Below are 25,805 nucleotides of genomic sequence, written 5' to 3' on the forward strand. Positions count from 1 at the left end.
GGGTGATTGTATGGATAGGAATTATTCCTTACCCAATGATTTATACTGTATTACAGCGGAAGACTTTTCCTTAGGTCGAAGCAATATTGAAGTAGTAAAACAATGGATTGATGCTGGTATTAAAGTCATTCAATACCGCGAAAAAGATAAAAGTATGAAATTGAAATATCAAGAGTGTAAAATCATTCGAAGGTTAACAAAAGAAGCGGGCGTATTTTTTATTGTTAATGATGATATTGATTTGGCAATGATGGTGCAAGCTGACGGAGTACATATTGGACAAGATGATTTTCCTCTTGAGGCAGTGAGAGAATTGGTGGGTGATATGATGATTGGTATATCAACTCATTCGCCCCAGCAAGCCCAAGAGGCTGTTGCTTCAGGCGCCGACTATATTGGGGTAGGGCCAATTTTTAAAACTTCCACAAAAAAGAATGTATGCCAGCCAGTTGGACTAGAATACTTAGATTATGTAGTTAAGAATATACCCATTCCCTTTGTTGCTATTGGGGGGATAACAGAAAGTAACGTAGCAGAGGTTGTTAAAACGGGAGCAAAATGTATTGCTATGGTTACAGAAATAACGAAAGCTCATGATATGGGCGATAAGATTCATAAGGTTAGAACAATAATAAAAAGTATGGGAGAGAATATACAATGACATATACGACACAGATGGATGCAGCAAAAAAAGGAATTGTAACAAAAGAAATGAACTTAGTAGCTGCTAAGGAAAACATGGATGTAAAAAAACTCATGGATTTAGTGGCGCAAGGAAAGATTGCTATACCAGCTAACAAAAATCATACATCTTTGCAAGCGGCAGGTGTTGGGGAAGGCCTTAGTACAAAAATTAATGTCAACTTAGGTGTATCAGAGGATTGCTGTGATATTGAGCAAGAAATCTGCAAAGTAAAGAAAGCCATCGAACTAAAGGCTGATGCCATTATGGATTTAAGTTGTTTTGGTAAAACCAGGGAATTTCGTCGCAGATTAATCGAGTTTTCACCTGCGATGATTGGTACGGTTCCTATGTATGATGCTGTTGGCTTTTTAGATAAGGAATTAAAAAATATTACAGCAGAGGAATTCTTATCCGTTGTTGAGAGACATGCAGAAGACGGTGTAGATTTTATGACTATCCATGCTGGACTCAATCGAGAAACAGCAGGTAAGGTTAAGTTAGAGAAAAGGTTAACTAATATTGTATCTAGAGGTGGGTCGTTGCTTTTTGCTTGGATGGAACTTAACAATCAAGAAAATCCTTTCTACGAACACTATGACCGAGTGTTAGATATTTGTGCTAAATATGACGTCACTATTAGTTTGGGAGATGCCTGTAGACCAGGTTGCATAAATGATGCGACCGATGCAGCGCAAATTCAAGAATTGATTGTATTAGGAGAATTAACAAAAAGGGCTTGGGCAAAAAATGTGCAAGTGATTGTTGAAGGTCCTGGTCATATGCCGTTGAATCAGATTACAGGTAATGTAATGTTGCAGAAGAAGTTGTGCCATGGTGCGCCTTTTTACGTCTTGGGACCCCTCGTTACAGACGTTGCACCTGGCTATGACCATATTACCAGTGCGATTGGGGGAGCGATCGCCGCTGCCGCTGGAGCCGATTTTCTATGCTATGTAACGCCAGCAGAACATTTACGTCTGCCAACGATGGAAGATATGAAGGAAGGTATTGTTGCCGCTAGAATCGCTGCTCATGCTGCTGATATTGCCAAAGGAGTATCAGGGGCTAAAGATTGGGATAATCAGATGAGCCAAGCTCGTGCCGATATTGATTTTGATAAAATGATTGAACTATCCATTGATCCAGAAAAATCAGGAAGATATCGTAAAGAGTCATTACCTGAACACAGTGATACCTGCACCATGTGTGGCAAAATGTGCGCCATGAAAACTATGAAAAAAATATTAAATGGAGAAGAAGTAGACATCTAAACGGGCAAAAGGAGGGTCTTCACGAATCATTCGTGAAAGACCCTCCTTCTTTGTTAATCTAGAAGTGCCTTAAGATGTTCTTCAATTTCTTCTCGACTTACCGCACCTCGAATGGTTTTCATAATATTGCCTGCTTTATAAAAGTGGAGAGTAGGTATGCTCATTACGTTAAATTGGTGAGTAAGACTGCGATTTTCTGAAGTATCTACCTTACAAAATTTTATTTTACCGTCATATTCTGCTGCTAACTCTTCGAATATAGGCATTAATCTTTTGCAGGGAATACATCTTGGACCCCAAAAATCCAGCAATACTGGTAGTTGGCTTTTCAATACTTCTTGTTTAAAGTTTTCCTTTGTAATTTCAATGATTTCCATAAATTTATTACCTCCTAAAGTTGTTTTCCATAGACTCAGGAAAATATTCTTCTATATATTTTTCCGCATGGTAGGCGGCAATTGCTCCGTCGCTTACTGCGGTAACTACCTGTCGTAACAGCTTATGCCTCACATCACCAACCGCGTAAACTCCTGGGATATTGGTGCGCATAAAATCATCCGTTTTGATATAACCTTCCTCTGTGAGTTCAATAAGGTTTTTTACAAAATGAGTATTTGGCTCATTCCCAACATAAATAAATACGCCGTCAATGGGCAGTTCGATTCGTTGCTCTGTTTCCAGGTTTTTAAGGATTACTTTTTTTACAGTTTCTTCGCCTAAAATTTCCTCAATCACCGTATTCCAGATAAGTTCTATCTTGGGATTTGTCAATGCTCTTTCTTGAATAAGCTTTGTAGCACGCAAGGCATTTCTTCTGTGGATGATAGTTACCTTATCGGCAAATCTTGTTAGATAACATGCTTCTTCCACTGCGGCGTTCCCACCACCCACAACAACTATATTAGCGCCTTCAAAAAAAGCACCATCACAAGTAGCGCAGTAAGAAACACCTCGCGACCGAAAGGTGTTTTCGCCAGGACAATTCAGGTACCTTGGAGTGGCGCCGGAAGCAATAATTATTGTTTTACTAACGAAAGTCCCTTTTGTGGTTTTGACAATATGGTATTTATCCTTTGCTTCCAAGGAATGTACTTTAGCGATTAAATTCTTTGCTCCGAATCGTTGGGCTTGTTCTTCCATTTGCGTTGATAGTTCAAAGCCATTTATGCCTTGGGAAAATCCAGGATAGTTTTCAACTTCCTCAGTAGTTGCTACTTGGCCACCTATTCCTAGGCCTTCAATATATAGTGTATCTAACTTACTTCTGGCACTGTATAAGGCCGAGGTTAAGCCAGCAGGCCCAGCACCAATGATGATGACATCATAGGATTGCATGGAAAATCTCCTTTTTACATTTTTTTTTTTGCTGGTTTAGTATGATTGTAGAATACTTTAGGTAGTGAAAATAGTAATATTTTATAACAAGAAATTTACATGGTAATGCGTGGTATTGGAAATACTAGCAAGGGCACATGAGATACATAAAATTTTCTGTAAGGAATTTCTTATATTATATTCAAGTAGTAAGGTAAAGAAAACTTGTCACACTATAGTTTTTAATTCCACAGAAAAAGGGTGGATCTTAGAATGGAATATGTCTTACTTTTACTCAGCATTATTATGATCAATATTCTGCTTAGTGGTGATAACGCGTTGGTAATTGCGTTGGCGAGCCGCAACCTGCCAATCGAACAACAAAAAAAAGCAATGCTGTGGGGAAGTATTGGTGCGATTGTTCTCAGAGTTGCGTTAACCTTTATTGCGGTATTTATACTTAACATACCCTATTTACAAGCCCTTGGTGGATTTATGCTGCTTTGGATCGCAATCAAACTTGTGGCTGATCAAAAGGGACCTACTTTTTTAGAGGGCAAGAAAAATTTATGGGATACGATTAAGACGATCATAGCCGCAGACTTTGTCATGAGTCTTGATAATGTTATTGCTATCGCAGGCGTAGCGAAAGGGAAGATTAGTTTATTGATAATTGGACTAGCAATTAGCATTCCAATTATTATATGGGGAAGTAAGTTTGTGGCAATGCTAATGCGAAAGTGGCCGATGATCATACTGATCGGTGCATTTTTTTTAGGGTGGACGGCTGGTGAGATGATTTTCTCTGACAAAAGAATAGTTCTGGTAGTGAGTCAGTATTTGTGGATGGATAAAATTTTTTCTGGGATTTGTGGCTTACTTGTTGTCTTTATTGGTAAAAGAAAGAGATCTAAAAAAGATAAAAGTAGAAAATAAAACCATTAAATCCGAACGATGAAGAAATATTTATGACAAACGTTCACATTTTGTTTGACAGTTTTTTCTCTATGCTATAAAATAAATAGCGTAAAGAAAATATAACTCGTATAATTTTGAGAATAAGGCTCAAGCGTTTCTACCGGACGACCGTAAATTGTCTGACTACGGGTGAAAGTGTACCTAGGGTTCCGCATAACCAAAACAGATTATATTCTGTTTTTTTATGGTCCGTGACCAAGTGGTACAGGCACTATGGCAGTGCTACACCGATGGGATAAAAACCCGGGCGGGGAGGTTTCGCTCATTACCTGATGCGATCCTCCCTGCCCGGGTTATTCTTTTACAATGGAGGTGATATTACAGAGTTAACACACGGTAAAGAGAGTTCTTTCTAGATAAGGAACGGCTCTTCTCATGTGTCTACTAATTACATAAAAAAATAGTTTTTTGCATGGTGTTAATGCGTGTTATAAAAATATTATATTGAGGGAGAGGCATATATGTTAGAAAAATTATTTAAATTAAGTGAACGTAATACCAATGTACAGACAGAGGTAATGGCTGGTATTACTACATTTATGACCATGGCCTATATTTTATTTGTAAATCCTAGCATCTTAGGATCCGCCGGAATGGATAAGAATGCAGTATTACTAGCCACTGCAATCGGTTCAGCAGCAGTTACTATTATGATGGGGCTATTTGTTAATTACCCGATTGCCTTAGCACCTGGTATGGGCTTGAATGCTTTTTATGCTTTTACAGTAGTTATCGGCATGGGGATTTCTTGGCAAGTCGCTTTAGGGGCTGTATTCATATCTGGTATTATTTTCTTGCTCTTAACAGTAACTAAAATTCGCCAACTTTTAGTTGAAGGTATGCCTAATTCTCTAAAACACGCGATTACCGTAGGGATTGGTCTTTTTATTACAATTATCGGTTTAAAACTGTCAGGTATTATGAATATTCGCTTATCCTTGATCCCGCCTACCTTAGAGAAAATCGTGGCTGCAAAAGGAAATGGCTCACCACTGTCTTTCGAAACAATTATTGAAATGGGCAAACTCGCAGATAAAGAAATATTGCTCGCAATATTTGGTCTTGTTTTGATTAGCGTTTTAATAGCGCGTAAAGTCAAGGGCGCTATGTTACTTGGTATTATAATTAATACTCTTGTTGGTATTGCTATGGGTATTGTAAAGGTTCCAACCGGATTCGTACCTGTAGCCATGCCTGATTTTACTAACAATGCTTTCTTTGCTCTTGATATTCCAGGAGCTATCAGCATGGGTTTAACAACAATTATCTTTACCTTTACCTTCGTTGAATTGTTTGACACTATGGGAACTTTAGTAGGGACAACGAGCAAGGCTGGCCTAATGGACAAGGATGGAAAAATCCCTGGAATTGGCAAGGCAATGTTGGTTGATGCTACGGGGGTAAGCCTTGGTGCTTTACTAGGGACAAGCACAATTACTGCCTTTGTTGAAAGTGCCGCCGGTGTAGGTGCAGGTGGTCGTACAGGACTGACTGCTGTTGTCTGTGGAGGAATGTTCCTTCTTGCTCTCTTCTTTACTCCGATCGTTGGTTTGATTCCTGATGCAGCTACAGCTCCTGCTCTGATTATTGTAGGTTCCTTAATGATGGAAAGTGTAAAACATATTGATTTTGCTGATTTTACAGAAGCTATGCCAGCTTTTATGACAATTGTTATGATGCCTTTTACTTATAGTATTGCAAATGGTATTTCTTTTGGTTTGGTTTTGTTTCCTTTATTAAAATTAATTACGGGTCGCGGTCGCGAAGTACATTGGATTGTATACATTTTAGCAGTTCTAGTTGTTGTACGTTTAGGATTTTTGGCTTAGGTAAAAGTAAACCCAGATGGTAGTGTATACGATATCTGGGTTTACAAATTATTATTAACATTGCATACAATCGCCTTTTGCCCTATTGGCAATATGGCAATTCTATAGATTATAGCAAATAGAAAAGGAGGAACTTTAGTGAAAGTAGCTATTATTATGGGTAGTGATTCTGATTGGTCTATTGTAGAGCCAGCAAGCCAATTATTAACTGAATTTGGCATAGCAACAGAAGTTGTTGTGGCTTCGGCCCACCGTACACCAGATAAAGTTCATACCTTTGCAACAGAAGCACGAGATCGAGGTGTAGAAGTTATTATTGCAGCAGCGGGGGCAGCGGCTCATTTACCAGGGGTGATTGCAGCTTACACAACATTGCCTGTTATTGGTATCCCCATAAACAGCACTTGTTTAAATGGTCTTGATGCACTTCTTAGTATTGTACAAATGCCTGCGGGAATTCCAGTTGCTACTATGGCTGTCAATGGTGCTAAAAATGCCGCAATTTTTGCAGTTCAGATCATGGCAGGAAAACATGCTCAGCTGGCTGAGAAATTGAATGAAAATCGTAAAAAGATGGCAGAAGAAGTAGAAGGAAAAGCTGCAAGACTTTCAACAAAATTATTAGGTTAAAATATAGGAGGGATTTACAATGGAAAAACAACCATTATACGAAGGAAAAGCGAAAAGAATATTTGCTACTGATGTGGCAGATGAATTATTGGTCTATTACAAGGATGATGCAACTGCTTTTAACGGTTTGAAAAAAGGAACAATTGAAAGTAAGGGCGTACTAAATAATAAAATTACTACATTTTTCTTTAATTTATTAGGTAAGAATGGAATACCTCATCATTTTATTCGTTTCGTAAGTGAACGAGAACAATTAGTAAAGGCATTGAAAATTTTACCAGTGGAAGTAGTAGTGCGTAATATTGCAGCTGGCAGTTTGGCAAAACGGATTGGCTGGGAAGAAGGTAAAAAACTCCCTGCACCAATTGTTGAAATGTATTATAAAAATGATGATCTTGGAGATCCTCTAATTAACCAATACCATATTAAAGTTCTCGAATTGGCTACGGAAGAGCAAGTAAAACAATTGGAAGAATACGCTCTTAAAATTAATGAAATTTTGACTAGTTATTTGCAAGAAAAGAAAATAGAGTTGATTGACTTTAAACTGGAATTTGGTACTCATAAAGGCCAAGTGCTTTTGGGAGATGAGATTTCTCCAGATACTTGCCGTTTTTGGGATAGTGAAACAGGAGAAAAATTGGATAAGGATAGATTCCGTCGTGACCTTGGCAACGTAGAAGATGCCTATAAGGAAATATTGTTCCGCTTAACAGGAGAAAAAGCATGACAAACCAAGTCCTGGATATCGATAAAATGCAGGAAGAATGCGGAGTATTTGGTATATACTCCCGTAAAGAAAATGTAGCATTAAATGCTTACTGGGGTTTATATGCGTTGCAGCACCGAGGGCAAGAAAGTGCAGGGATAGCTGTAACCAATGGGTCTTGGATGGATGTTTCCCGAGGAATGGGGTTGGTTGGCGAAGTATTTCGTCACCAATTGCCTAATCTTCCAGATCAGAATATTTCCATCGGACATGTACGTTACTCGACTACCGGTTCCAGCTCATTGATGAATACCCAGCCGCTTATGGTAAAGTATTCAGGTGGACATATTAGCTTGGCTCATAACGGAAATCTGACCAATGCGTTAGTGTTAAGAGAAAAAATGGAAGCACAGGGCAGTATCTTTCAAACCACCATTGATAGTGAAGTAATTGTCAACTTAATTGCTCGTTCCCGAAAAGCAACATTAGAAGAAAAAATTGTAGAAAGTTTATCGCAAATTGAAGGTGCTTATTGTTTAGTCATCATGACAGAAGAAAAATTAATTGGTGTTAGGGATCCTCATGGTTTGCGTCCCTTGTGTATTGGTAAGTTAAACGATGGTTATGTCATTTCTTCTGAATCCTGTGCCCTTGATACTGTTGGAGCAGAGTTTATCAGGGATGTTGAACCAGGTGAAATGGTTGTAATTGATGATAAAGGTCTGCGGTCTCAGCAATTTGGCAAGAGTAACGGGCAAGCATTGTGTGTATTTGAATATATTTATTTTGCACGTCCTGACAGTGTAATTGATGGACAAAGTGTGTACCAAGCTAGATTTGAAATGGGTAGAGAATTGGCACGTCAGAGTGGTCTTAAGGCCGATATTGTTATTTCTGTGCCTGACTCTGGTACGACTGCTGCCCTTGGTTTTAGTCATGAATCTGGAATTCTTTTTGCCGAAGGATTGATAAAAAATCGATATATCGGTCGTACTTTTATTCAACCAGATCAAAAATCCCGCGATTTGAGTGTAAAAATCAAATTAAATGCAGTAAGATCCGTGGTTCAAGGGAAATCCGTTATTATGGTCGATGACTCCATTGTACGGGGTACTACAAGTGGGAAGATTGTGCGTATGATTCGTGAAGCAGGGGCTACTGCTGTTCATATGTGTGTCAGCTCCCCGCCAATTATGTATCCTTGCTACTACGGAATTGATACCTCTGTGCGCAAGGAATTGATTGCTGCTTCTAAAATGATAGAGGAAATCAGAGAATTTATCGGCGCTGATTCACTGCATTATTTATCAATGGAAGGATTGGCGAATTCTCTTAGTCAGGTAAAATATAAAGAAATGTGCTATGCCTGCTTTAACTCAAAGTATCCAGGCGATATGCCTTGTGAACAACCTTGTGGCGGCAGCAAATACGTTTTTGAGGAGGGCCATGTATGAGCCAATTAACCTATCGTGATGCTGGCGTGGACATAGATGCTGGTAATAAAGCTGTTGATTTAATGAAGAAACATGTGAGATCTACTTATCGTCCTGAAGTATTAGGTGATATTGGTGGCTTTGGTGGCTTGTTTGCTCTTGATGTGGCGAAATATCGCCAACCAGTGTTAGTATCAGGTACAGATGGTGTAGGAACGAAACTCTGTATTGCGTTTATGGCTGATAAACATGACACGATTGGTCAAGATGCAGTAGCTATGTGTGTTAATGATATTTTGGTGCAGGGTGCTGAGCCATTATTCTTTTTAGATTATTTAGCAGTTGGTAAGTTGTCACCCGAACAAGTAGCAGCCATAGTAAGTGGGATAGCAGGAGCTTGTCTGGAATCCGGTTGCTCCTTGATTGGTGGAGAAACTGCGGAAATGGCAAGTTTCTATAAAAATGGTGAATATGATATTGGCGGTTTTGCCGTAGGGGTTGCAGAACGCTCTAAGCTAATTACGGGACAAAACATAAAGCCGGGAGATGCTTTGATTGGTCTTCCTTCTAGTGGATTACATTCCAATGGTTATTCCTTAGTACGAAAGATTTGCTTTGATGTAAAGAAAATGGATATTAATGAACAAATTCCTGAGCTTTCAAAAACCTTAGGCGAAGAATTACTAATTCCAACTAAATTATATCCCAAAGCCTGTCTGCCGTTAGTTGAAAAATTTGATATACGTGGTATGGTACACATTACGGGTGGCGGCTTTTATGAGAATATCCCTCGTGTATTGCCAGAGGGCTGTGGAGTTGAAGTTGATACAGAATCTTGGCCTAAACCTCCTATTTTTTCCTTGTTACAGCAATGGGGTAATGTTGCTTGGCCCGAAATGTATCGGACCTTTAATATGGGAATCGGCATGATCCTTGTAGTTCCTCAATCTGAGGTAAAAAGTATCCAAGATGATCTTACAGCAAGAGGTGAAACTAGTTATATCATTGGTCACGTGACTGAAGGGCCTAAGGAGACTGTGCTGAAAGGTGGCATCTTTGGTGAGTGAAACCATATTGGGCATATTGGCTTCCGGACGGGGCAGTAATATGCAAGCCATTTGTAACAGTATTGATGCTGGCAAGCTTCACGCAAAAGTAGGCTTAGTGATTAGTGATAAGGCGAATGCTAAGGTACTGGAGCATGCAATGGCGAAAGGAATTCCTTGTATTTGTATTGAACGCAAGAATTTTGCCTCAAAGCAAGACTTTGAGGCCGCCATTGCAAAAGAGCTTACCTTATATAATGTGAAATTAGTAGTTTTAGCTGGTTTTATGCGTATTTTAAGTTCGTTTTTTGTAAATTTATTTCCTGGTAGCATTATGAATATCCATCCATCCTTATTGCCAGCGTTTCCTGGCTTGGATGCTCATGAACAAGCTCTTGCTTATGGTGCAAAAGTTTCTGGCTGTACCATCCATTTTGTGGATGAAGGCATGGATACGGGGCCAATTATTATGCAACAGGCTGTACCAATTCTTGTGGATGATACAGTTGATAGTTTAGCTCAGCGTATACTCGCGGTAGAACATGAATTATACCCTCAGGCAATTGGCCTGTATTGTGATCAACGTCTTTCAATAGAAGGACGGAATGTGAAAATTATATAGTTACAAGTGAGGAATAAATATGAATATCAAACGTGCCTTGATTAGCGTTTCTGATAAAACTGGGCTTGTTGAATTTGCCAAGCAATTACATAAATATGGTGTAGAAATTATTTCTACTGGCGGCACTATGAAAACGCTCAGGGAGGCAGGTATACCTGTTCGTTATGTCAGCGAAGTAACTGGTTTTCCAGAAATTATGGATGGGCGAGTAAAAACCTTGAATCCTTATATTCATGGTGGAATTTTGGCTGTTCGTGATAATACTGCTCATCTAGAAGCGATGGAACAACATCAGATTCCTGCTATAGATATGGTAGTTGTCAATTTATATCCTTTTCGCCAGACGATAGAGCGTCCTGATGTTTCCCTTGAAGATGCGGTAGAGAATATTGACATTGGTGGACCGGCTATGATTCGGGCTGCTTCGAAGAATTTTCAGTATGTAACAGTTGTAGTAAATCCAGCACGCTATAATGATGTTTTAGATCAATTGGCCAAAGAAGGCGATATTCTGCCTTCCTATCGTATGGCGCTAGCGAAAGAAGCGTTCCATCATACTGCAGAATATGACGCTTGCATTGCTAATTATTTGGCTGGTCAGTTGGGAGAGGGAACCTTTGCCGATACGGTCCATGTTGTTTATGAGAAAGTACAACCTTTACGTTATGGAGAAAATCCGCAACAACAGGCAGCTTTTTATCGGGAAAAAAATGTTACAGGCGTGGGTGTAGCCAATGCTCGCCAGCTTCATGGTAAGGAATTATCTTTTAATAACATTGTAGATGTAGAGGCTGCTTATCATATTGTGGCTGAGTTTGATAAGCCAGCGGCTACTATTATAAAACATACAAATCCTTGTGGTACAGGAATTGGGGTTGATTTGGCTGAAGCGTATGCTAAAGCATATCAAGCGGATCCTGTGTCTGCTTTTGGTGGGATTATTGGGTTGAATCGTGAAGTAGATGTTGCAACTGCCGTACAAATTGGCAAATTATTTGCAGAAGCCATTATTGCGCCTGGGTATACCAAAGATGCTTTGGAAATTTTAACGAAAAAACAAAACATTCGCCTCTTGGTTGCTGAAAAGATGCAACCCGGCTGTAAACAGGTAGACATTAAAACTGTTTCTGGCGGTATGCTGATTCAAGAGAAAGATACAGCTCTTGAAACCTTTCATGATATGAAGGTTGTCACAAAGCGCCAACTAAGTAATACAGAATGGGAACAATTGATTTTTGCTTGGAAGGTAGTAAAACATGTGAAATCCAATGCAATCGTAATAGCAGATGATAACCAAACCTTAGGCGTTGGTGCAGGACAAATGAACCGAGTGGGAGCAGCTGCGATTGCACTAGAACAAGCTGGTGATAAGGCACAAGGTGCTGTAATGGCTTCCGATGCATTTTTACCATTTCGTGATACGGTAGATACTGCTGCAAAAGCTGGAATTAAGGCGATTATTCAGCCTGGTGGTTCTGTGCGCGATGTAGAGTCTATTGAAGCGGCAGATGAGCATGGTATTGCTATGGTATTCACAGGTATCAGACATTTTAAACATTGATAAAATTATAGGGCAGTTCGCGCTGCCCAGTAGAAGGGATATTAGCTATGAATCTTTTGGTTATCGGTAGTGGTGGACGGGAGCATGCACTAGTCTCCAAATTAAAAGAAAACAATAAAGTGGAAAAGATATACTGTATTCCTGGTAATCCAGGGATTGCTGAGCTTGCCGAATGTGTTGAGATGGATAGTATGGATAATAACGCTCTCACGGCATTTGCTGCTGCTCACAACATTCGTCTTACGGTAGTGGGTCCTGAAATGCCTTTATCTAATGGCGTTGTAGATGCATTTAAGGCAAAAGGGCTTACTTGTTTCGGGCCTACCCAAGCTGCTGCTCGTATTGAAAGTTCAAAAACCTTTGCCAAAGAATTAATGGAAAAGTATGATATTCCTACTGCTAAATTTGCTGTATTTAATCATGCAGATAAGGCCAAGGAATATATAAAACTTCAAGGTGCACCTGTAGTAGTCAAAGCGGATGGTTTAGCGGCGGGTAAAGGTGTAGTGGTAGCTATGACGCTCGAGGAAGCTTTAGCGGCAATCGATATGATTATGAGTGACGGAGTTTTTGGTCAGGCAGGCAGCCAAGTCGTAATTGAAGAGTTTTTAGTAGGTGAGGAAGCATCAATATTGGCTTTCACTGATGGGAAAACCATTATTCCTATGGTAGCTGCTCAAGATCATAAACGAGTATATGACAACGATCAAGGACCGAACACAGGCGGAATGGGGGCTTATGCGCCTGCTCCAGTGATTACCCCAGCTATTCGTGAACAAGTTCTTAAAGAAATTTTGGAGCCAACGATTAAGGCTATGGAAAGCGAAGGATGTCCTTATTCAGGGTGCTTATATTTAGGATTAATCATGACTGATGATGGTCCAAAGGTTATTGAATTTAATGCTCGTTTTGGTGATCCTGAAACGCAAGTTGTATTACCCTTGTTAGAGAGTGATTTGGTGACGGTCATGGAAGCTTGTATAAATGGGACATTAACTGATACTACAGTAGCGTGGAAAGAGGAAGCGGCTGTGTGTATCGTATTGGCAGCAGGGGGATATCCGGCAGATTATCGTAAGGGAGATAGCATTCACGGTATCCAAGATGCGCAAAAGCAAGGCGCTTATGTGTTTCACGCTGGCACTACAAGTCGAAATGGTCAAGTGGTGACAAATGGTGGACGTGTACTGGGAGTAACTGCTACATCGAAAGATATTCTACAAGCGGTAGGGAAGGCTTACAAGGCTGTAGAAAAAATAAAATTTAATGACATGCATTATCGCAGTGATATTGCTCACCGGGCAATAAAAAGGTAGATAGGGAAAATCCCTATCTACCTTTTTATTATGGGAACAAATTATAAGCTGCAAAGAAGTGAGGAAAAAATTTAACCACAGAGGCACAGAGTGCTATATTATAAAGACCTATTTATCTTCTCTCTGTGACCTCTGCATCTCTGCGGTTAAAAAGATCTATAAATTATATTGTAATATCCATATTGAGTGCCAGGATTTTACATTTTAAAAACGAATATAGAATGTATTATGAATGATTAACTCTCCTTATTCTGTGATCCGTAAAGATATCAGCTTCGTCTGTTGAGCGGGTAGAGAATTCTGAGATGACTGCACCTAAGCTGCCTGCTTGGAACCAATGCAAAGTATCAGGATACAATGTATATTGCTCTCCAGGGGTTAGGAGTATTTCTTTCCATACAGTATAGTATTGCTGGGAGCCCCTTGGGGGATTACAATGAGAATTTTCCGTTTTTTCTCCTTCTATATAGAGATAGACCGAGCCGTATCTACAACGAAACGTTTCTTCCTTTCCTGCTACATCGTTGATTGTTGGATGCTTATGCTCAGGGCAAGTTTGGTGAGGCAGGAGAACCATTTCTTTGGCGCACACTCTTTCCGTATTGATATAAGTTAATAATTGTAAACCTGTATTCTGTAGATCCTGCAAACCAAAATCTGCTATTTCAATACGAGCTTCTTCTTCCTTCCTAATAGCAATACCCGCTTGGCGGTAATAGGCAAGGACTTCTTTTAGAGCCTGTTCTTTTTCTTGTTTATGGATCATTCTTTAGGCCTCCTATTTTCAATAAAGGAGATTATTTCACTTATACTTTTTATACCACTCGATGCACCTATTGACATAACGCAATGGGCACCTACTGCATTGGCGAACTGACCACACCGCTTTAAATCCCAATTGTGTATAAGTCCTGTTATAAACCCTGCAACAAAGGAATCACCAGCCCCGTTTGTATCGACAGCGTGCACTTTAAAGGCTGGAAGGAAGTGTTCTTCCTGCTCATTTTTTATATAGCATCCTTTGGAGCCACACTTAATAACCACATTCCTAGTTCCAGCATCTAAAAATATTTTCGCCATTTCCTCCACGGTATTTTTTCCAGTGAGCATCTGTGCTTCCTCTAAGCTCGGAATGAACAAATCAAGATGGGGTAGGCAGGGACCAATCACATTCATCCATCTGCCAGTTGGATCCCAGGCTGTATCAAGTATAGTATACTTGCCAATATTCTGTGCTCTTTGCAATAATCTAGCAGTAGGCAATCCATCAAAAGCAGGTAGAAGTAAAGAGCCAGCAATAAACAAAAAATCGCAGTTTTCAATGGGGGTAAAATTGATATCTTCTTCTGTAAAAATGCCATTTGCGCCGCTATAGTAAAGAAAACTTCTTTCTCCGTCAAGATCGGAAAGGACAATAGAGGTAGAGGTACCTACTTTTGTCGTACTTTTTAAACCGTCGATGTTCACATTTTCAGATTTTAATTGGTTACTGACGAAAGAACCAAGGCCATCTTCACCGATGAGACCAATTACTCCGACATCTTCACCTAGCTTTGCTAAGGCAATAGCCGTATTTGTTGCACAACCTCCAGTATGAAGTTCCATTTTATCAACGTTGGTAAGTTTACCTCTTGCCGGAAAATGGGTGACTGGTTTTGCAATGAGATCTGCGACTAGAATGCCGAGACAGATAACTTTGCTCATTATGTACCTCCTGATAGGAATAGTTGATATGAATTACGCTTTTCCGTCACTCATGAAAATTTGCATATGTTCTTTTACTGTTTCGTAAGTGCCTTCAATTGCAAAATCCATAATTGAAAAGTAAGCAGGCCTGCTATTGGCATCACAATAGGTTTTTATTTTCTCGCTGGAAGATAACTGAAGGGCAGTACCGACATTGATTTTTCCGATGCCATTTTTGATACAAGTTCTAAAGTCCATAGGACTTATTCCAGATCCACCATGTAGTACAAGGGGTATTTCTGTGGATTCTTTTAAAGCTTTTAGCCTATCAAATCGTAGCGTAGGTTCTTCAATATATTGTCCATGAAGGTTGCCGATCGATACCGCTAGAGCATCTACTAAAGTACTATTGGTAAAGGTTATAGCTTCCGCTACATCGGTGAGATGATGGTCTACGCTCTTATTGCCGTCTTCTGCTCCACCAACTTGCCCGAGTTCCGCTTCAACAGTTACGCCAAAGGAGTGTCCTAGTTTTACGATTTCTTTGGTTAATCGAATATTATCCTCTAGTGGATAACTTGCACCATCAAACATAATAGAGCTAAAACCATTTTTAATGGCACAAGAGATACTTTCAAAGGAAGTACCATGATCAAAGTGTACCGCAACTGGCACATCTGCCATATGGGCGGCTTCAATCATTATAGGTGCCATATACTCAAGGGGAGCGTAAGGGAGGTGAACTTCTGCCAATTGCAGTATGACAGGTGAGCTCAGAGTTTCAGCAGCTTTAATAACGCCTCGTATTGTCTCTAGATTGACGACATTAAAAGCACCAACGGCATACCCTCTCTTTCTGGCATCGTCAAGAAGCGGTTTTAACGTTGTTAATGACATGGTTTCTTTCCTCCTCATTATTTAAAATGTATAAGAAAAATTAATATTGCTTAAAGAAGACTATAGAAGCTATTATAGAATTTAAATAGATGAAAAACATCTGTACTATGTCATATATAGCAAGTTACAATTGTCATTAACTGAATATTCGAAAACAATGCTGCGTGTTGTAGGTTTATGTTTAATCCCAGTATAGATAGTCGGTGGATAGGGGAAAAAGTAATGAATCATAAGAATCTCTATGTACTAAGAATGATGATGTTTTTGGTAAATTTTATTATTATCTTATTTATGTCAATTATTATTTATGAGACGACGGAACTGATTTGTGAAAATTATATGGCAAGAGAATTCTTAGAAAAGATAAAATATATTCCCACAACCCCTTGGAAAGTGCCCCTATTTTCGATATCTCTTCTTACTATATTTATGATAGGGGTTGGAATACGGGAAAAGTTTGGTGAGTATGTTAAACCAGTGCTTTATCTATTTTCCATAGTAGATATACTGCTTTGCATTGCGATTATGTATTATCTAAATATGAGCTATAAGGGAGTGGTACTGCTTTCCATTGTCAATATTATCGTTTATATAGAGGGAAATAAGAAAAAGTACTTGTTCCTTATTTCCACAGTACTTGTTTATATGCTTTTTGATTATGATATTTTTTCTATTCGATTTAACTTGTTTTCTATTAACGACTACATTCAGCACTATACTTTTTCCCAGCGTCTTTATATTTTTGGAATTCGCAATATGTTATTTTCAATAAATGAAGTATTGTTTATCCTTTTCATGATTTTAGTAATTCAGAATCAAGTAGACGAAAAGAGAAAAATTAAAGAATTATATGATGAGTTGTATCAAACAGCTGAGGAATCAAAAATAGTTAACATCCAATTGCAGGAATATAGTAGAAAATCAGAGGACATGGTGAAAACCAAGGAGCGCAACCGTTTTGCTAGAGAAATCCACGACACAATAGGTCATACCCTTACTGGCATTGCTACAGGACTCGAGGCCTGCATCGAAATTATAGATTGGGATGTACAAAAGACGAAAAGTCAGATGATCAAAATAGCAGAACTCTCAAAAGAAGGGTTGCTGGAAGTAAGACGTTCCGTAAGTGAATTGAGACCAGATGCCATTGAAAGGTTATCTCTTATTCCTGCTATCCAAAAACTTGCCGACAATATTACGGAATGTACAAAAACAAAAGTGAATTTGAGTATAGTTGGAACTGTTAGAAAACTTTGGATCGAAGAAGAGGAAACGGCCTATCGCTTTATCCAGGAGGGTATCACCAATGCGGTGCGCCATGGAAAAGCAAGGGAGATTAATATTAGTTTTCAATTTAATCCTAATACGATAAAAATTGAGATCATTGATGATGGGATTGGTTGTGCCGTAATTGAAGAGGGATTTGGTCTGAGTCACATTAGAGAAATGGTTGGACTTTTAAATGGTAAAACAAATTTTTTTAGTCAAAGCGGTACAGGCTTTACCATGTATGCTGAATTGCCCATAAGGTGGAGGTGAAAGTATGATAAAAGTTTTAATTGTTGAAGATCAAGAGATTATAAGACAGAGTCTTGAAATCATGCTACATAACAAAGCTGGCATCGAAATTGTAGGAACAGCAGAAAATGGCAAAGAGGTCTTAAAGCTGGTTAAGAAACTTTTGCCGGATGTAATCTTAATGGATATTCGCATGCCAGAAATGGATGGAGTACAATGCATTGAGATTGTAAAAGAGGCCTTTCCAAAAATTAAAATAATCGTTTTAACCACATTTGATGATGATGAGTATGTATTTAATGCCTTAAAAAATGGTGCAAGCGGGTATTTGCTAAAAGGAATTTCAGTGAAAGAACTGGTAGAAGCTATTAAAATCGTCTATGGCGGTGGTGCATTAATTAATCCTAATATAGCAGTAAAGGTTTTTAAGTTTTTCTCTCAGATGGCACATGCAGATTATATAGTGAATGTAGCAAAAGATGCCATCAAAGATTTAAGCAAAAACGAAATGAAAATTATACAGTTTATTGGGATGGGGATGTCCAATAAGGAAATAACAGAAAAACTAAAGTTCAGTGAGGGAACGATAAGGAATTATATAAGCAGTATTTTAAGTAAACTTAGCTTACGTGATAGAACACAGATTGCTATCTATGCAGTGCAATCAGGTTTAACCATAAAAGAAGTGAATGATTAGTATGAGAGTACAGTTACGAAATGTAAGAAAAAAAAGCGTAGTCTTGATCTTTTTTGTTTTATTCTTTCTTACAGCCTTAAGCTTTCAAATCTATCAACTAAATCAACCTGTTGTTCTTGAAATTGGTGTGTTTGCGGGAAGCTACTGGGATGTACCCATTCAAGATAGTAATAAATTTTTTGATGAGGCCATTGCGGAATTTGAAAAAGAGAATCCAGGAGTAAAAGTCAAATACAGAAGCGGAACTCTAAAACGAAATTATTCGGAATGGTTATCACAAAAGATTATAAAAGGCAATGAGCCAGATATTTTCTGCATTCTCCCCAAGGATTTTAATACCTTTGTGTCCATCGGAATTTTAAGAGATCTAGATAAAGACATTACTCGTGACCCCCAATTTGATACAAACAAATTGTATGCAAATGCAGTCCAATCTGGGCAATTTCAAGGACATCAATATGCACTGCCAAGCGAAATAGCTCCCGCTTTGATGTTTGTCAATAAGACTCTTCTCACCAAAGAAGGAATCAGTATACCAAAGGGAGATTGGACTTGGAATGATTTTTATGATATATGCAAAAAAGTGACTAAGGATACAGATGGAGATGGGCAAATTGACCAGTTTGGTACATTTGGCTTTGGTTGGCAGGACGCTGTCTATACAAACGGACAAAGGCTTTTTGCACCAGATGGTAGTGCCGCTTATTTTGATAATCCTGGGGTATTAGAAGCAGTGGAATTTTTAATGAAACTCAATAGCTTGCACCCCAATGCTAGAGTTACATCCAATGACTTTGATGCTGGTAGAGTTGCGTTTAGGCCCTTTTTATTCTCAACCTATAAGGCATATAAACCATATCCTTATCGCGTAAAGAAATATGGACAATTTGAGTGGGAATGTATAAAGCTACCTAAAGGGCCGAGGGGGAAGAATGTTTCCGAATTACATAGTTTACTGATGGGGATCAGTTCTCGTACCAGACATGAAAAGGAAGCTTGGGAATTTTTAAAATTTTTAGTGTACAAAGAAAGTACCCAAACCAATGTACTAAAATATTCTTATGGTATCCCTGTATTACGCTACATTACAGAATCAGAATTTGGCGAGCGTGTTTTTTCAGCAGTGAGTCCAGAAGAAACGTTCATCAATAAATCCCTGCTAAGTGAAGTGATTGAACAGTCAATTGTGACACCCAAATTCCAAAAATACGAAGAAGCAGTTACAATGGCGGATAAAGAGATTTTTCAAGCAGTAACGATGGAGGTGGATGCAGGTAAAGCACTAGATGAGTTAAATAAGGATGTAAACAACTTTTTGAAAAATAATTAAAATAAGTAAATAGAATCTATCAGAAGATTCGGTTATATTTGTCATTGCCTGGTGACAAATATAACCGAATAGTTATGACAGAAGACATATGATTTTAGTTCACAATAAATTTATAATAGGCTTGTAAATATAAATCAATAGGTGGAGGGTTAGTATGAAAAAAGTATTGTCAATGGTATTGGCTCTGGTTTTTTGTATAGGCTTACTTGCAGGGTGCTCTAAGTCTGTTGATCAGCCAAAGGCAACTGAGACTGCGAAGAAATACAAGTTTGGATATACTTGTATGACAATGAACAACCCCTTCTTTATTACTCTTGAAAAATCAATCCGAGAAGCAGTGGAAAAGGATGGAGGTACTCTTATTACTCTAGATCCTCAGCTGGATACGCAAAAACAAATTGCACAAGTTGAGGACATGATTGCCCAGAAAGTAGATCTTATTTTCTTAAATCCCGTTGACTGGAAAGGAATTAAACCGGCACTGGATGCGGCTAAGAAGGCAAATATTCCTGTAGTTAATTTTGATGCCCAAGTATTTGACAAAGAGTTAGTCAATTCCATTGTAGTATCTGATAATTTTAACGCTGGTAAAGTTTGTGGCGAGGATCTTGTAAAAATGATGCCAAATGGCGGAAAGATTGCTGTTATTGATTCACCAACTATGAAATCTGTTATTGATCGAATTGATGGCTTCTTTGCGGGTCTTGGCGATAAAAAAGATAAATTTACTGTAGTTGCTCAACAAGATGGAAAAGGACAGCTGGAAATATCAATGCCAATCGCAGAAGCTATGCTCCAAGCCAATCCTGATGTGAAAGCATTTATGGGAGGAAATGACCCAACAGCCCTTGGTATTATTGCTGCTCTAAAAACTGCAAATAAAAAAGGCATATTAGTTTATGGTGTTGATGGTGCACCTGAATCTAAGGCAGCTATTAAAGATGGAGATATGACAGGAACTGGTGCCCAATCCCCAATTAATATTGGTAAAGAATCCTATAAAATAGGCATGCAAATTCTTAAAGGTGAGAAGTATGAAAAGAATGTACCTGTTAAAACAGAACTTATCAATAAGGATAATGTAGATAAATTTGGTATTAAGAATTGGCAATAATCCGTTACATAGGTTAGTTAGCAGTCAGAAAGTTTTATCTGGGATAACCAAATAAAACTTTCTGACATTCTTATTATCGGCAAAAGAAATCGAAATGTAGTTGTTAAATCAGCATAAGAGTAAAGCAAAGTAGGTGAAGTAATGAGTAAAGTTGTTCTTGAAATGAAAAATATTCACAAGCGCTTTCCGGGGGTGTATGCATTAAAGGATGTAAATTTCGCATTAGAGGCTGGAGAGGTACACGGAGTACTAGGGGAAAACGGCGCAGGTAAATCTACGCTGATGAAGGTGCTTGGAGGTATATATAACGTAGACGAGGGTGAAATATACATTGATGGGCAAGGGGTGAAAATTCACGATGTAATCGACTCGCAAAACGCAGGAGTAAGTATTATTCATCAAGAGTTGGTTTTAGTGCCCCACATGTCAGTAGCTGAAAATATTTTTTCTGGCCGAGAACCAACAGGAAAGTTTGGTTTTATTAAACAGGACATCATGTTAGAAGAGGCACAAAAATTATTAGATTTTTTTAATCTGGGAATCGATGCTTCTCAGTTAGTGTATAAGTTAAATATAGCAGAACAGCAAATGGTAGAGGTTGCTAGAGCCATTTCTTTTAATTCTAAGATACTTGTCATGGATGAACCGACTTCATCACTAACAGAAAAAGAAGTAGGATTTCTTTTTCAAACCATAGAGAATTTAAAATCCCAGGGGGTAGGAATTATTTATATTTCTCATAGGATGTCGGAACTGTTCAGGATCACCGATCGAATTACAGTGATGCGTGATGGACAATATATTGGTACGAAGGTAACAAAAGAAACAAATGTAAATGAACTAATTTCGATGATGGTTGGCCGCGAACTTACTAGTTATTATCATAAAATAGCCCATGAACTTGGGGAGAACGCTCTTGAAGTAAGGAGTCTGTCGAGAGAAGGTGTGTTTAGCGGTATTAACTTTGAAATAAAAAAAGGTGAGATATTAGGTTTTTCGGGCCTTGTTGGCGCAGGACGTTCGGAAATTATGAAATCAATATTTGGGCTTGACCCTATAGATTCTGGTGAAGTCTACATACATGGTGAAAAGGTCGTGATACAATCGCCGAGTGATGCCATGGATCTAGGTATTGCCCTTGTTCCAGAAAACCGCAAGGATGAAGGACTAATACTAAAGGGAAGCGTAGGCTACAATATGACTCTGCGAGTCTTAGATGAATTTATAAAAGGTATCGGTGTAAATACGAGAAAAGAAGAAGAAATTATCAATACCTATGTAGAAAAACTTGGAATTAAATCGGCTAGTTCATCCCAATTAGTCAGTAATCTCAGCGGTGGAAATCAACAAAAGGTGGTTATTGCTAAATCCTTAGCCGCTAACCCTCAAATACTAATACTTGATGAACCAACTAGGGGGGTAGATGTTGGTGCCAAAGCCGAGATTTACGCAATTATGAACCGTCTTGCACAGGAAGGAGTATCTATTATTATGATATCTTCAGAGTTGCCTGAAATTATTAATATGAGTGATCGAGTTATTGTAATTCATAATGGCAGTATAGCAGGAATACTAAATCGAGATGAATTCTCACAAGAGAAAATAATGCATATGGCAACAGGAGGTTTGTAATTATGATGAAAGTGGTTACGAATAGTAAAACAAATCTTTTTGAGAAAATAGGATTAGATATTTTACAATTTATGAAAGAAAATTTTGGTATATTAATCGGTTTTGTGGCCTTATGTGTAGCGTTATCGATTATTTCTCCAGCTTTTCTAACAGAAGCAAATATTCTTAATATTTTACGGCAAGTATCAACAAATGCGAATCTTGCTTTAGGTATGACCCTTGTTATTATTATATGTGGTATTGATCTTTCCGTAGGTTCGATTGTTGCTTTATCAGGAACGGTGACCGGTGGGTTAATTGCTTTTAGTGGTGTACCGATATCCATAGCAGTTTTGATAGGAATTTTAGTAGGGACGCTTGCTGGCGCATTTAATGGTGTGGTGGTAGCTTATACGGGTATACCTTCTTTTATCGTGACACTTGCTATGCTCAATATAGCCCGGGGTGCTGCTTATGTGTATACAGGCGGACAACCAATTCGAGTAATGAATGAAGGGTTTAATGTAATTGGCGCAGGATATTTAGGCCCCATTCCCCTGCCTGTAATCTATTCTTTTATATTTTTAGTCATTACCTTTCTAATTCTCAATAAGACAAAGCTAGGCAGGCATATTTACGCAGTTGGTGGTAATAAGGAAGCTGCTCGATTTACCGGTATTAAAATCAAAAAGGTAGAAATTTTTGTTTACACATTCTCAGGTTTTTTGGCTGCTTTTTCTGGTGTTGTATTAGCAGCTCGTATGTTTTCTGGGCAGCCGACAGTCGGCAATGGATTTGAGCTGGATGCAATTGCAGCTGTTGTCCTGGGCGGCACGAGTATGACGGGCGGGATTGGTAAGATTGGCGGCACTTTAATTGGTGTGCTAGTCATTGGTGTACTAAATAATGGACTCAATCTCCTAAATATTAATTCATTTTGGCAACTTATTATTAAGGGAATTGTTATTTTAGCCGCCGTCTATGTAGATATGATGAAAAAGAGAAAAGAAGCAAGGGCGTAACGAAAAAAACACAAACTAAGAGGGGGATTCTATGTTTGATGTGGTAGCTCTAGGTGAACTGCTAATTGATTTTACACCTATACCTCTTTCTTTTGATGGGAAACTACAGTTTCAACAAAATCCAGGGGGAGCGCCTGCTAATGTGCTAGCTGCTCTGACGAAGTTAGGGGGAAAGTCAGCTTTTATTGGTATGGTAGGACAGGATCAATTTGGATTGTTTCTAAAAGACGTTCTTGTCCAAAACAATATTAATGTAACGGGTCTAAAGGTTTCGCCTCGAGCACATACTACCCTGGCTTTTGTACATTTGGATTCTAGCGGCGACAGGTCTTTTAGTTTTTATCGTAATCCAGGAGCGGATATGTTATTGGGTAGTCAAGATGTGGACTATGAGATCCTCGCCAAAGCAAAAATCTTTCATTTTGGATCTCTGTCTATGACGGATGAACCCGTGCGGAGTGCAACTTTAGCGGCAGTCCAATTTGCTAGAGAAAAGAAACTCATTATTTCTTATGACCCTAATTTTCGTCCCGCTTTATGGCCAAGTACCAAGGAGGCCATTACACATATGAAGGTTGGTTTAACCTATGCGGATATTGTGAAAATATCTGATGAGGAATTAAAGATGATAACTGGAAAAGATGACATAGTGGAAGGTGCATCGACTCTCTATCAGGCAGGCAACAAAATTGTATTAGTCACATTAGGAGCAGAGGGCTGTTATTATCAATATCCAGGGGGGCAAGGAAGGCTTTTGTCCTATCCTGTGAAACCAGTTGATACAACAGGAGCTGGTGATGCATTTCTAGGGGCTTTCTTGTATCAATTAGGGGATCGTAGTTTAGCAGAAATCAGCTCTTTGCCACAAAAACAATTTGAGGATTTGATTGATTTTGCGAATGCCGCTGGTGGATTAACGACAACGAAAGCTGGTGCTATTCCTGCATTGCCCTCATTAAAAGATATCAATGATCTGCGCCGAGGAATGCAATTTTACCAATAAAAAGTAAATAGCAACTGTTGCTAACTATATCAATTTATGATATATTTAGTTTTAATTTAATAGTAACTCTTATCAAGAGTGGTCGAGGGACTGGCCCGATGACACCCAGCAACCGGCAGCAATGCAGTGGTGCTAATTCCAGCAGGATTTATCCTGACAGATGAGAGAGGGCTAAAATGTTATTTAAGTCCCTTTCATTATGAAAAGGGTTTTAAATAACATTTTTTTTATAAAAGAAGGGGGAAAATCAAATGGCACATGTTAGTTTTGTTGCAGAGATAGCAACTGAAAATAAAATAACTGAGGCATTAGCAGCCAAGGAGAAGGAAAGCATTTCACAAGGAAGTGATGAAATTATTATTAGGATTAAGAATGGTTCCGTAATTAGCTTTGTTAAGAATGTTCATTTTTCTGCCCTAGAAGGCTTAAATGGTGATGGAATATAAAATTTCTAGTGGCTTAAAAAGATGAAATTTATTGGCAGATATATGGCATCATGGTATATTAGGAGTAATCAAAAAATTCACTTCTAAAGTACGGTATAAAAAGGAGAATAACTATGGATAGTGTCACCAAGAAAATAGAAGAACTAGATAAATTACTTAGTGGATTAGGAAGAATTGTAGTAGCCTTTTCTGGAGGTGTGGATAGCAGCTTCCTAGCAGCGGCAGCAGCACGTGCTGTTAAAGGAGAGGCAATAGCCATTACTGCTTTTTCGGAAACCCTGCCAGAAAGTGAAAAGAATGAGGCCATCTTAATTGCAAAGAAAATTGGTATTCAGCATATACTTTTAAATATTAGTGAATTAAACAGTCCTGATTTTGTTGCAAATGATAAGAATCGTTGTTACTATTGCAAACAAGAGCGGTTCTCAGTGTTAGTGGACTGGGCAAAGAAAAACAATTATAATTGGGTACTTGATGGATCCAATGTGGATGATTTGTCAGATTATCGTCCAGGGATTAAGGCTGTGGAAGAATTAGAACATGTAAGGAGCCCATTAATTGAAGTCGGATTAACAAAGGCGGAAATTAGAGAGGCATCTAAGGCATGGGATTTACCGACCTGGAATAAACCAAGTGCGGCTTGTCTTTCTTCTCGGGTAGTTTATGGGCTTTCCATTACAGGAGAGAGACTTGGGCAAATAGAAAAAGCCGAAGCACTAGTAAAAAGGTTCTGCTCAGGTCAAGTTAGAGTAAGGCATCATGGGGATATTGCTCGCATTGAGGTATCACCTGAAAATATTAGTGTCCTTAGCAATCCTGATATTACTAAGGTGATTGATAAAGGTCTTAAAGAATTAGGGTTTACTTATGTTACCCTTGACCTTGCCGGGTACCGGACAGGTAGTATGAACGCTGCAATATTGTAAGTTCAATTTTAGAGTTGATAAAAAAGCGATCCTAAATAATAAGGCTAAGATTTAGTGGATGTAAAACTCCATTAAAATCTTAGCCTTATTTCATAAATATATAGATTTTAGTTTTTTAAAAGGGGCCAAATGAGTAACACTATTTGCCACTCACTCATACA

At 38.6% G+C, this 25,805-nt stretch carries 25 protein-coding genes and 2 riboswitches; of the genes, 20 read left to right on the forward strand and 5 right to left on the reverse strand.

The genetic code is table 11. The features are described 5' to 3' along the window. Nucleotides 1–10: 10 nt before the first annotated feature. Both thiE and thiC read left to right on the forward strand, forming a co-directional pair. On the forward strand, nt 11–661 hold the full coding sequence (thiE, locus tag UFO1_RS06540; RefSeq protein ID WP_038669345.1) for a thiamine phosphate synthase: 651 nt from the start codon (nt 11–13) through the stop codon (nt 659–661). After that, nucleotides 658–1,956 (forward strand): phosphomethylpyrimidine synthase ThiC, encoded by a 1,299-nt coding sequence (gene thiC / locus UFO1_RS06545; protein ID WP_038669348.1) that lies wholly within the window; start codon nt 658–660, stop codon nt 1,954–1,956. The genes thiE and thiC overlap by 4 nt, the downstream gene beginning before the upstream one ends. A 53-nt stretch (nt 1,957–2,009) precedes the next feature. Here the strand turns inward: thiC and trxA are convergent, their stop codons facing one another. Beyond that, the gene (gene trxA / locus UFO1_RS06550) at nt 2,010–2,333 is read right to left on the reverse strand and encodes a thioredoxin (protein ID WP_038669352.1); all 324 of its coding nucleotides are present in this window, start codon (nt 2,331–2,333) and stop codon (nt 2,010–2,012) included. Between the two features lie 7 nt (nt 2,334–2,340). Then, the gene (trxB, locus tag UFO1_RS06555) at nt 2,341–3,291 is read right to left on the reverse strand and encodes a thioredoxin-disulfide reductase (protein ID WP_038669355.1); all 951 of its coding nucleotides are present in this window, start codon (nt 3,289–3,291) and stop codon (nt 2,341–2,343) included. A gap of 252 nt (nt 3,292–3,543) precedes the next feature. On the opposite strand from trxB, the gene UFO1_RS06560 reads away from it, so the two are divergent. The 9 genes from UFO1_RS06560 (at nt 3,544) to purD (ending at nt 13,394) form a co-directional block, all read left to right on the forward strand. Continuing rightward, nucleotides 3,544–4,206: a TerC family protein gene (locus UFO1_RS06560; protein WP_038669358.1), complete on the forward strand. Its 663-nt coding sequence runs from the start codon at nt 3,544–3,546 to the stop codon at nt 4,204–4,206. 86 nt (nt 4,207–4,292) lie between these two features. Beyond that, nucleotides 4,293–4,394: riboswitch (purine riboswitch) on the forward strand. A 315-nt stretch (nt 4,395–4,709) separates the two neighbouring features. Further along, nucleotides 4,710–6,077, forward strand: coding sequence for an NCS2 family permease (locus tag UFO1_RS06565; protein WP_038669361.1), 1,368 nt, complete (start codon nt 4,710–4,712; stop codon nt 6,075–6,077). 138 nt (nt 6,078–6,215) lie between these two features. Further along, nucleotides 6,216–6,707, forward strand: coding sequence for a 5-(carboxyamino)imidazole ribonucleotide mutase (gene purE / locus UFO1_RS06570; protein ID WP_038669365.1), 492 nt, complete (start codon nt 6,216–6,218; stop codon nt 6,705–6,707). Between the two features lie 19 nt (nt 6,708–6,726). Beyond that, a complete protein-coding gene (purC, locus tag UFO1_RS06575; RefSeq protein ID WP_038669368.1) occupies nt 6,727–7,437 on the forward strand; it encodes a phosphoribosylaminoimidazolesuccinocarboxamide synthase in 711 nt (236 codons plus the stop codon). After that, complete coding sequence (purF, locus tag UFO1_RS06580) at nt 7,434–8,870, forward strand: amidophosphoribosyltransferase (RefSeq protein ID WP_038669371.1); 1,437 nt, start codon at nt 7,434–7,436, stop codon at nt 8,868–8,870. Before purC ends, purF begins: the two co-directional genes overlap by 4 nt. Beyond that, nucleotides 8,867–9,916 carry a phosphoribosylformylglycinamidine cyclo-ligase gene (purM, locus tag UFO1_RS06585; protein ID WP_038669374.1) on the forward strand — a complete coding sequence of 350 codons (1,050 nt, stop codon included), beginning with the start codon at nt 8,867–8,869 and terminating at the stop codon, nt 9,914–9,916. The genes purF and purM overlap by 4 nt, the downstream gene beginning before the upstream one ends. Then, complete coding sequence (purN, locus tag UFO1_RS06590; RefSeq protein WP_038669377.1) at nt 9,909–10,517, forward strand: phosphoribosylglycinamide formyltransferase; 609 nt, start codon at nt 9,909–9,911, stop codon at nt 10,515–10,517. The genes purM and purN overlap by 8 nt, the downstream gene beginning before the upstream one ends. A gap of 19 nt (nt 10,518–10,536) precedes the next feature. Then, nucleotides 10,537–12,078, forward strand: a complete 1,542-nt coding sequence (gene purH, locus UFO1_RS06595; protein WP_038669380.1) for a bifunctional phosphoribosylaminoimidazolecarboxamide formyltransferase/IMP cyclohydrolase — start codon at nt 10,537–10,539, stop codon at nt 12,076–12,078. Between the two features lie 47 nt (nt 12,079–12,125). Further along, a complete protein-coding gene (gene purD / locus UFO1_RS06600; protein WP_038669384.1) occupies nt 12,126–13,394 on the forward strand; it encodes a phosphoribosylamine--glycine ligase in 1,269 nt (422 codons plus the stop codon). A 226-nt stretch (nt 13,395–13,620) separates the two neighbouring features. On the opposite strand, the gene UFO1_RS06605 is transcribed toward purD, so the two are convergent. From UFO1_RS06605 to UFO1_RS06615, 3 genes are read right to left on the reverse strand one after another with little or no spacing between them, the layout of a single operon-like run. After that, a complete protein-coding gene (locus UFO1_RS06605) occupies nt 13,621–14,160 on the reverse strand; it encodes a D-lyxose/D-mannose family sugar isomerase (RefSeq protein WP_038669387.1) in 540 nt (179 codons plus the stop codon). Then, nucleotides 14,157–15,098 carry a carbohydrate kinase family protein gene (locus UFO1_RS06610; RefSeq protein WP_038669390.1) on the reverse strand — a complete coding sequence of 314 codons (942 nt, stop codon included), beginning with the start codon at nt 15,096–15,098 and terminating at the stop codon, nt 14,157–14,159. Before UFO1_RS06610 ends, UFO1_RS06605 begins: the two co-directional genes overlap by 4 nt. A gap of 33 nt (nt 15,099–15,131) precedes the next feature. Beyond that, a complete protein-coding gene (locus UFO1_RS06615) occupies nt 15,132–15,977 on the reverse strand; it encodes a class II fructose-bisphosphate aldolase (protein ID WP_051788851.1) in 846 nt (281 codons plus the stop codon). 222 nt (nt 15,978–16,199) lie between these two features. On the opposite strand from UFO1_RS06615, the gene UFO1_RS06620 reads away from it, so the two are divergent. The 9 genes from UFO1_RS06620 (at nt 16,200) to larE (ending at nt 25,644) form a co-directional block, all read left to right on the forward strand. Continuing rightward, on the forward strand, nt 16,200–17,516 hold the full coding sequence (locus UFO1_RS06620) for a sensor histidine kinase (RefSeq protein ID WP_051788852.1): 1,317 nt from the start codon (nt 16,200–16,202) through the stop codon (nt 17,514–17,516). A 4-nt stretch (nt 17,517–17,520) separates the two neighbouring features. Continuing rightward, complete coding sequence (locus UFO1_RS06625) at nt 17,521–18,192, forward strand: response regulator transcription factor (RefSeq protein WP_038669406.1); 672 nt, start codon at nt 17,521–17,523, stop codon at nt 18,190–18,192. Nucleotide 18,193: 1 nt separating this feature from the next. Continuing rightward, entirely contained in the window at nt 18,194–19,522 is a 1,329-nt protein-coding gene (locus UFO1_RS06630; RefSeq protein ID WP_038669409.1) for a sugar ABC transporter substrate-binding protein, read from the forward strand. Between the two features lie 154 nt (nt 19,523–19,676). Next, nucleotides 19,677–20,636 carry a sugar ABC transporter substrate-binding protein gene (locus UFO1_RS06635; RefSeq protein WP_038669412.1) on the forward strand — a complete coding sequence of 320 codons (960 nt, stop codon included), beginning with the start codon at nt 19,677–19,679 and terminating at the stop codon, nt 20,634–20,636. A 141-nt stretch (nt 20,637–20,777) separates the two neighbouring features. Beyond that, nucleotides 20,778–22,268 carry a sugar ABC transporter ATP-binding protein gene (locus tag UFO1_RS06640; RefSeq protein ID WP_038669414.1) on the forward strand — a complete coding sequence of 497 codons (1,491 nt, stop codon included), beginning with the start codon at nt 20,778–20,780 and terminating at the stop codon, nt 22,266–22,268. Nucleotides 22,269–22,270: 2 nt separating this feature from the next. Further along, on the forward strand, nt 22,271–23,269 hold the full coding sequence (locus UFO1_RS06645; RefSeq protein WP_236639346.1) for an ABC transporter permease: 999 nt from the start codon (nt 22,271–22,273) through the stop codon (nt 23,267–23,269). Nucleotides 23,270–23,300: 31 nt separating this feature from the next. Then, a complete protein-coding gene (locus tag UFO1_RS06650) occupies nt 23,301–24,272 on the forward strand; it encodes a carbohydrate kinase (RefSeq protein ID WP_038669417.1) in 972 nt (323 codons plus the stop codon). A gap of 66 nt (nt 24,273–24,338) precedes the next feature. Beyond that, a riboswitch (SAM riboswitch) is annotated at nt 24,339–24,439 on the forward strand. An 84-nt stretch (nt 24,440–24,523) separates the two neighbouring features. Next, nucleotides 24,524–24,718, forward strand: a complete 195-nt coding sequence (locus tag UFO1_RS06655) for a hypothetical protein (protein WP_038669420.1) — start codon at nt 24,524–24,526, stop codon at nt 24,716–24,718. Between the two features lie 113 nt (nt 24,719–24,831). Then, nucleotides 24,832–25,644 (forward strand): ATP-dependent sacrificial sulfur transferase LarE, encoded by an 813-nt coding sequence (gene larE / locus UFO1_RS06660; protein WP_038669423.1) that lies wholly within the window; start codon nt 24,832–24,834, stop codon nt 25,642–25,644. Nucleotides 25,645–25,805: the final 161 nt, after the last annotated feature.

Source organism: Pelosinus sp. UFO1 (genome assembly GCF_000725345.1).
In the GTDB taxonomy this organism is placed as follows: domain Bacteria; phylum Bacillota; class Negativicutes; order DSM-13327; family DSM-13327; genus Pelosinus.

Bases quoted from the DNA above. Each gene is read 5' to 3' on its own strand.
- UFO1_RS06630 (WP_038669409.1), top strand. From the start codon at position 18,194: ATGAGAGTACAGTTACGAAATGTAAGAAAAAAAAGCGTAGTCTTGATC.
- UFO1_RS06610 (WP_038669390.1), bottom strand. From the start codon at position 15,098: ATGAGCAAAGTTATCTGTCTCGGCATTCTAGTCGCAGATCTCATTGCA.
- UFO1_RS06565 (WP_038669361.1), top strand. From the start codon at position 4,710: ATGTTAGAAAAATTATTTAAATTAAGTGAACGTAATACCAATGTACAG.
- UFO1_RS06645 (WP_236639346.1), top strand. From the start codon at position 22,271: ATGATGAAAGTGGTTACGAATAGTAAAACAAATCTTTTTGAGAAAATA.
- UFO1_RS06625 (WP_038669406.1), top strand. From the start codon at position 17,521: ATGATAAAAGTTTTAATTGTTGAAGATCAAGAGATTATAAGACAGAGT.
- UFO1_RS06620 (WP_051788852.1), top strand. From the start codon at position 16,200: ATGAATCATAAGAATCTCTATGTACTAAGAATGATGATGTTTTTGGTA.
- UFO1_RS06560 (WP_038669358.1), top strand. From the start codon at position 3,544: ATGGAATATGTCTTACTTTTACTCAGCATTATTATGATCAATATTCTG.
- UFO1_RS06650 (WP_038669417.1), top strand. From the start codon at position 23,301: ATGTTTGATGTGGTAGCTCTAGGTGAACTGCTAATTGATTTTACACCT.
- trxA (WP_038669352.1), bottom strand. From the start codon at position 2,333: ATGGAAATCATTGAAATTACAAAGGAAAACTTTAAACAAGAAGTATTG.
- purD (WP_038669384.1), top strand. From the start codon at position 12,126: ATGAATCTTTTGGTTATCGGTAGTGGTGGACGGGAGCATGCACTAGTC.
- UFO1_RS06615 (WP_051788851.1), bottom strand. From the start codon at position 15,977: ATGTCATTAACAACGTTAAAACCGCTTCTTGACGATGCCAGAAAGAGA.
- purH (WP_038669380.1), top strand. From the start codon at position 10,537: ATGAATATCAAACGTGCCTTGATTAGCGTTTCTGATAAAACTGGGCTT.
- thiE (WP_038669345.1), top strand. From the start codon at position 11: ATGGATAGGAATTATTCCTTACCCAATGATTTATACTGTATTACAGCG.
- trxB (WP_038669355.1), bottom strand. From the start codon at position 3,291: ATGCAATCCTATGATGTCATCATCATTGGTGCTGGGCCTGCTGGCTTA.
- UFO1_RS06635 (WP_038669412.1), top strand. From the start codon at position 19,677: ATGAAAAAAGTATTGTCAATGGTATTGGCTCTGGTTTTTTGTATAGGC.
- UFO1_RS06605 (WP_038669387.1), bottom strand. From the start codon at position 14,160: ATGATCCATAAACAAGAAAAAGAACAGGCTCTAAAAGAAGTCCTTGCC.
- purF (WP_038669371.1), top strand. From the start codon at position 7,434: ATGACAAACCAAGTCCTGGATATCGATAAAATGCAGGAAGAATGCGGA.
- purM (WP_038669374.1), top strand. From the start codon at position 8,867: ATGAGCCAATTAACCTATCGTGATGCTGGCGTGGACATAGATGCTGGT.
- UFO1_RS06640 (WP_038669414.1), top strand. From the start codon at position 20,778: ATGAGTAAAGTTGTTCTTGAAATGAAAAATATTCACAAGCGCTTTCCG.
- UFO1_RS06655 (WP_038669420.1), top strand. From the start codon at position 24,524: ATGGCACATGTTAGTTTTGTTGCAGAGATAGCAACTGAAAATAAAATA.
- thiC (WP_038669348.1), top strand. From the start codon at position 658: ATGACATATACGACACAGATGGATGCAGCAAAAAAAGGAATTGTAACA.
- larE (WP_038669423.1), top strand. From the start codon at position 24,832: ATGGATAGTGTCACCAAGAAAATAGAAGAACTAGATAAATTACTTAGT.
- purC (WP_038669368.1), top strand. From the start codon at position 6,727: ATGGAAAAACAACCATTATACGAAGGAAAAGCGAAAAGAATATTTGCT.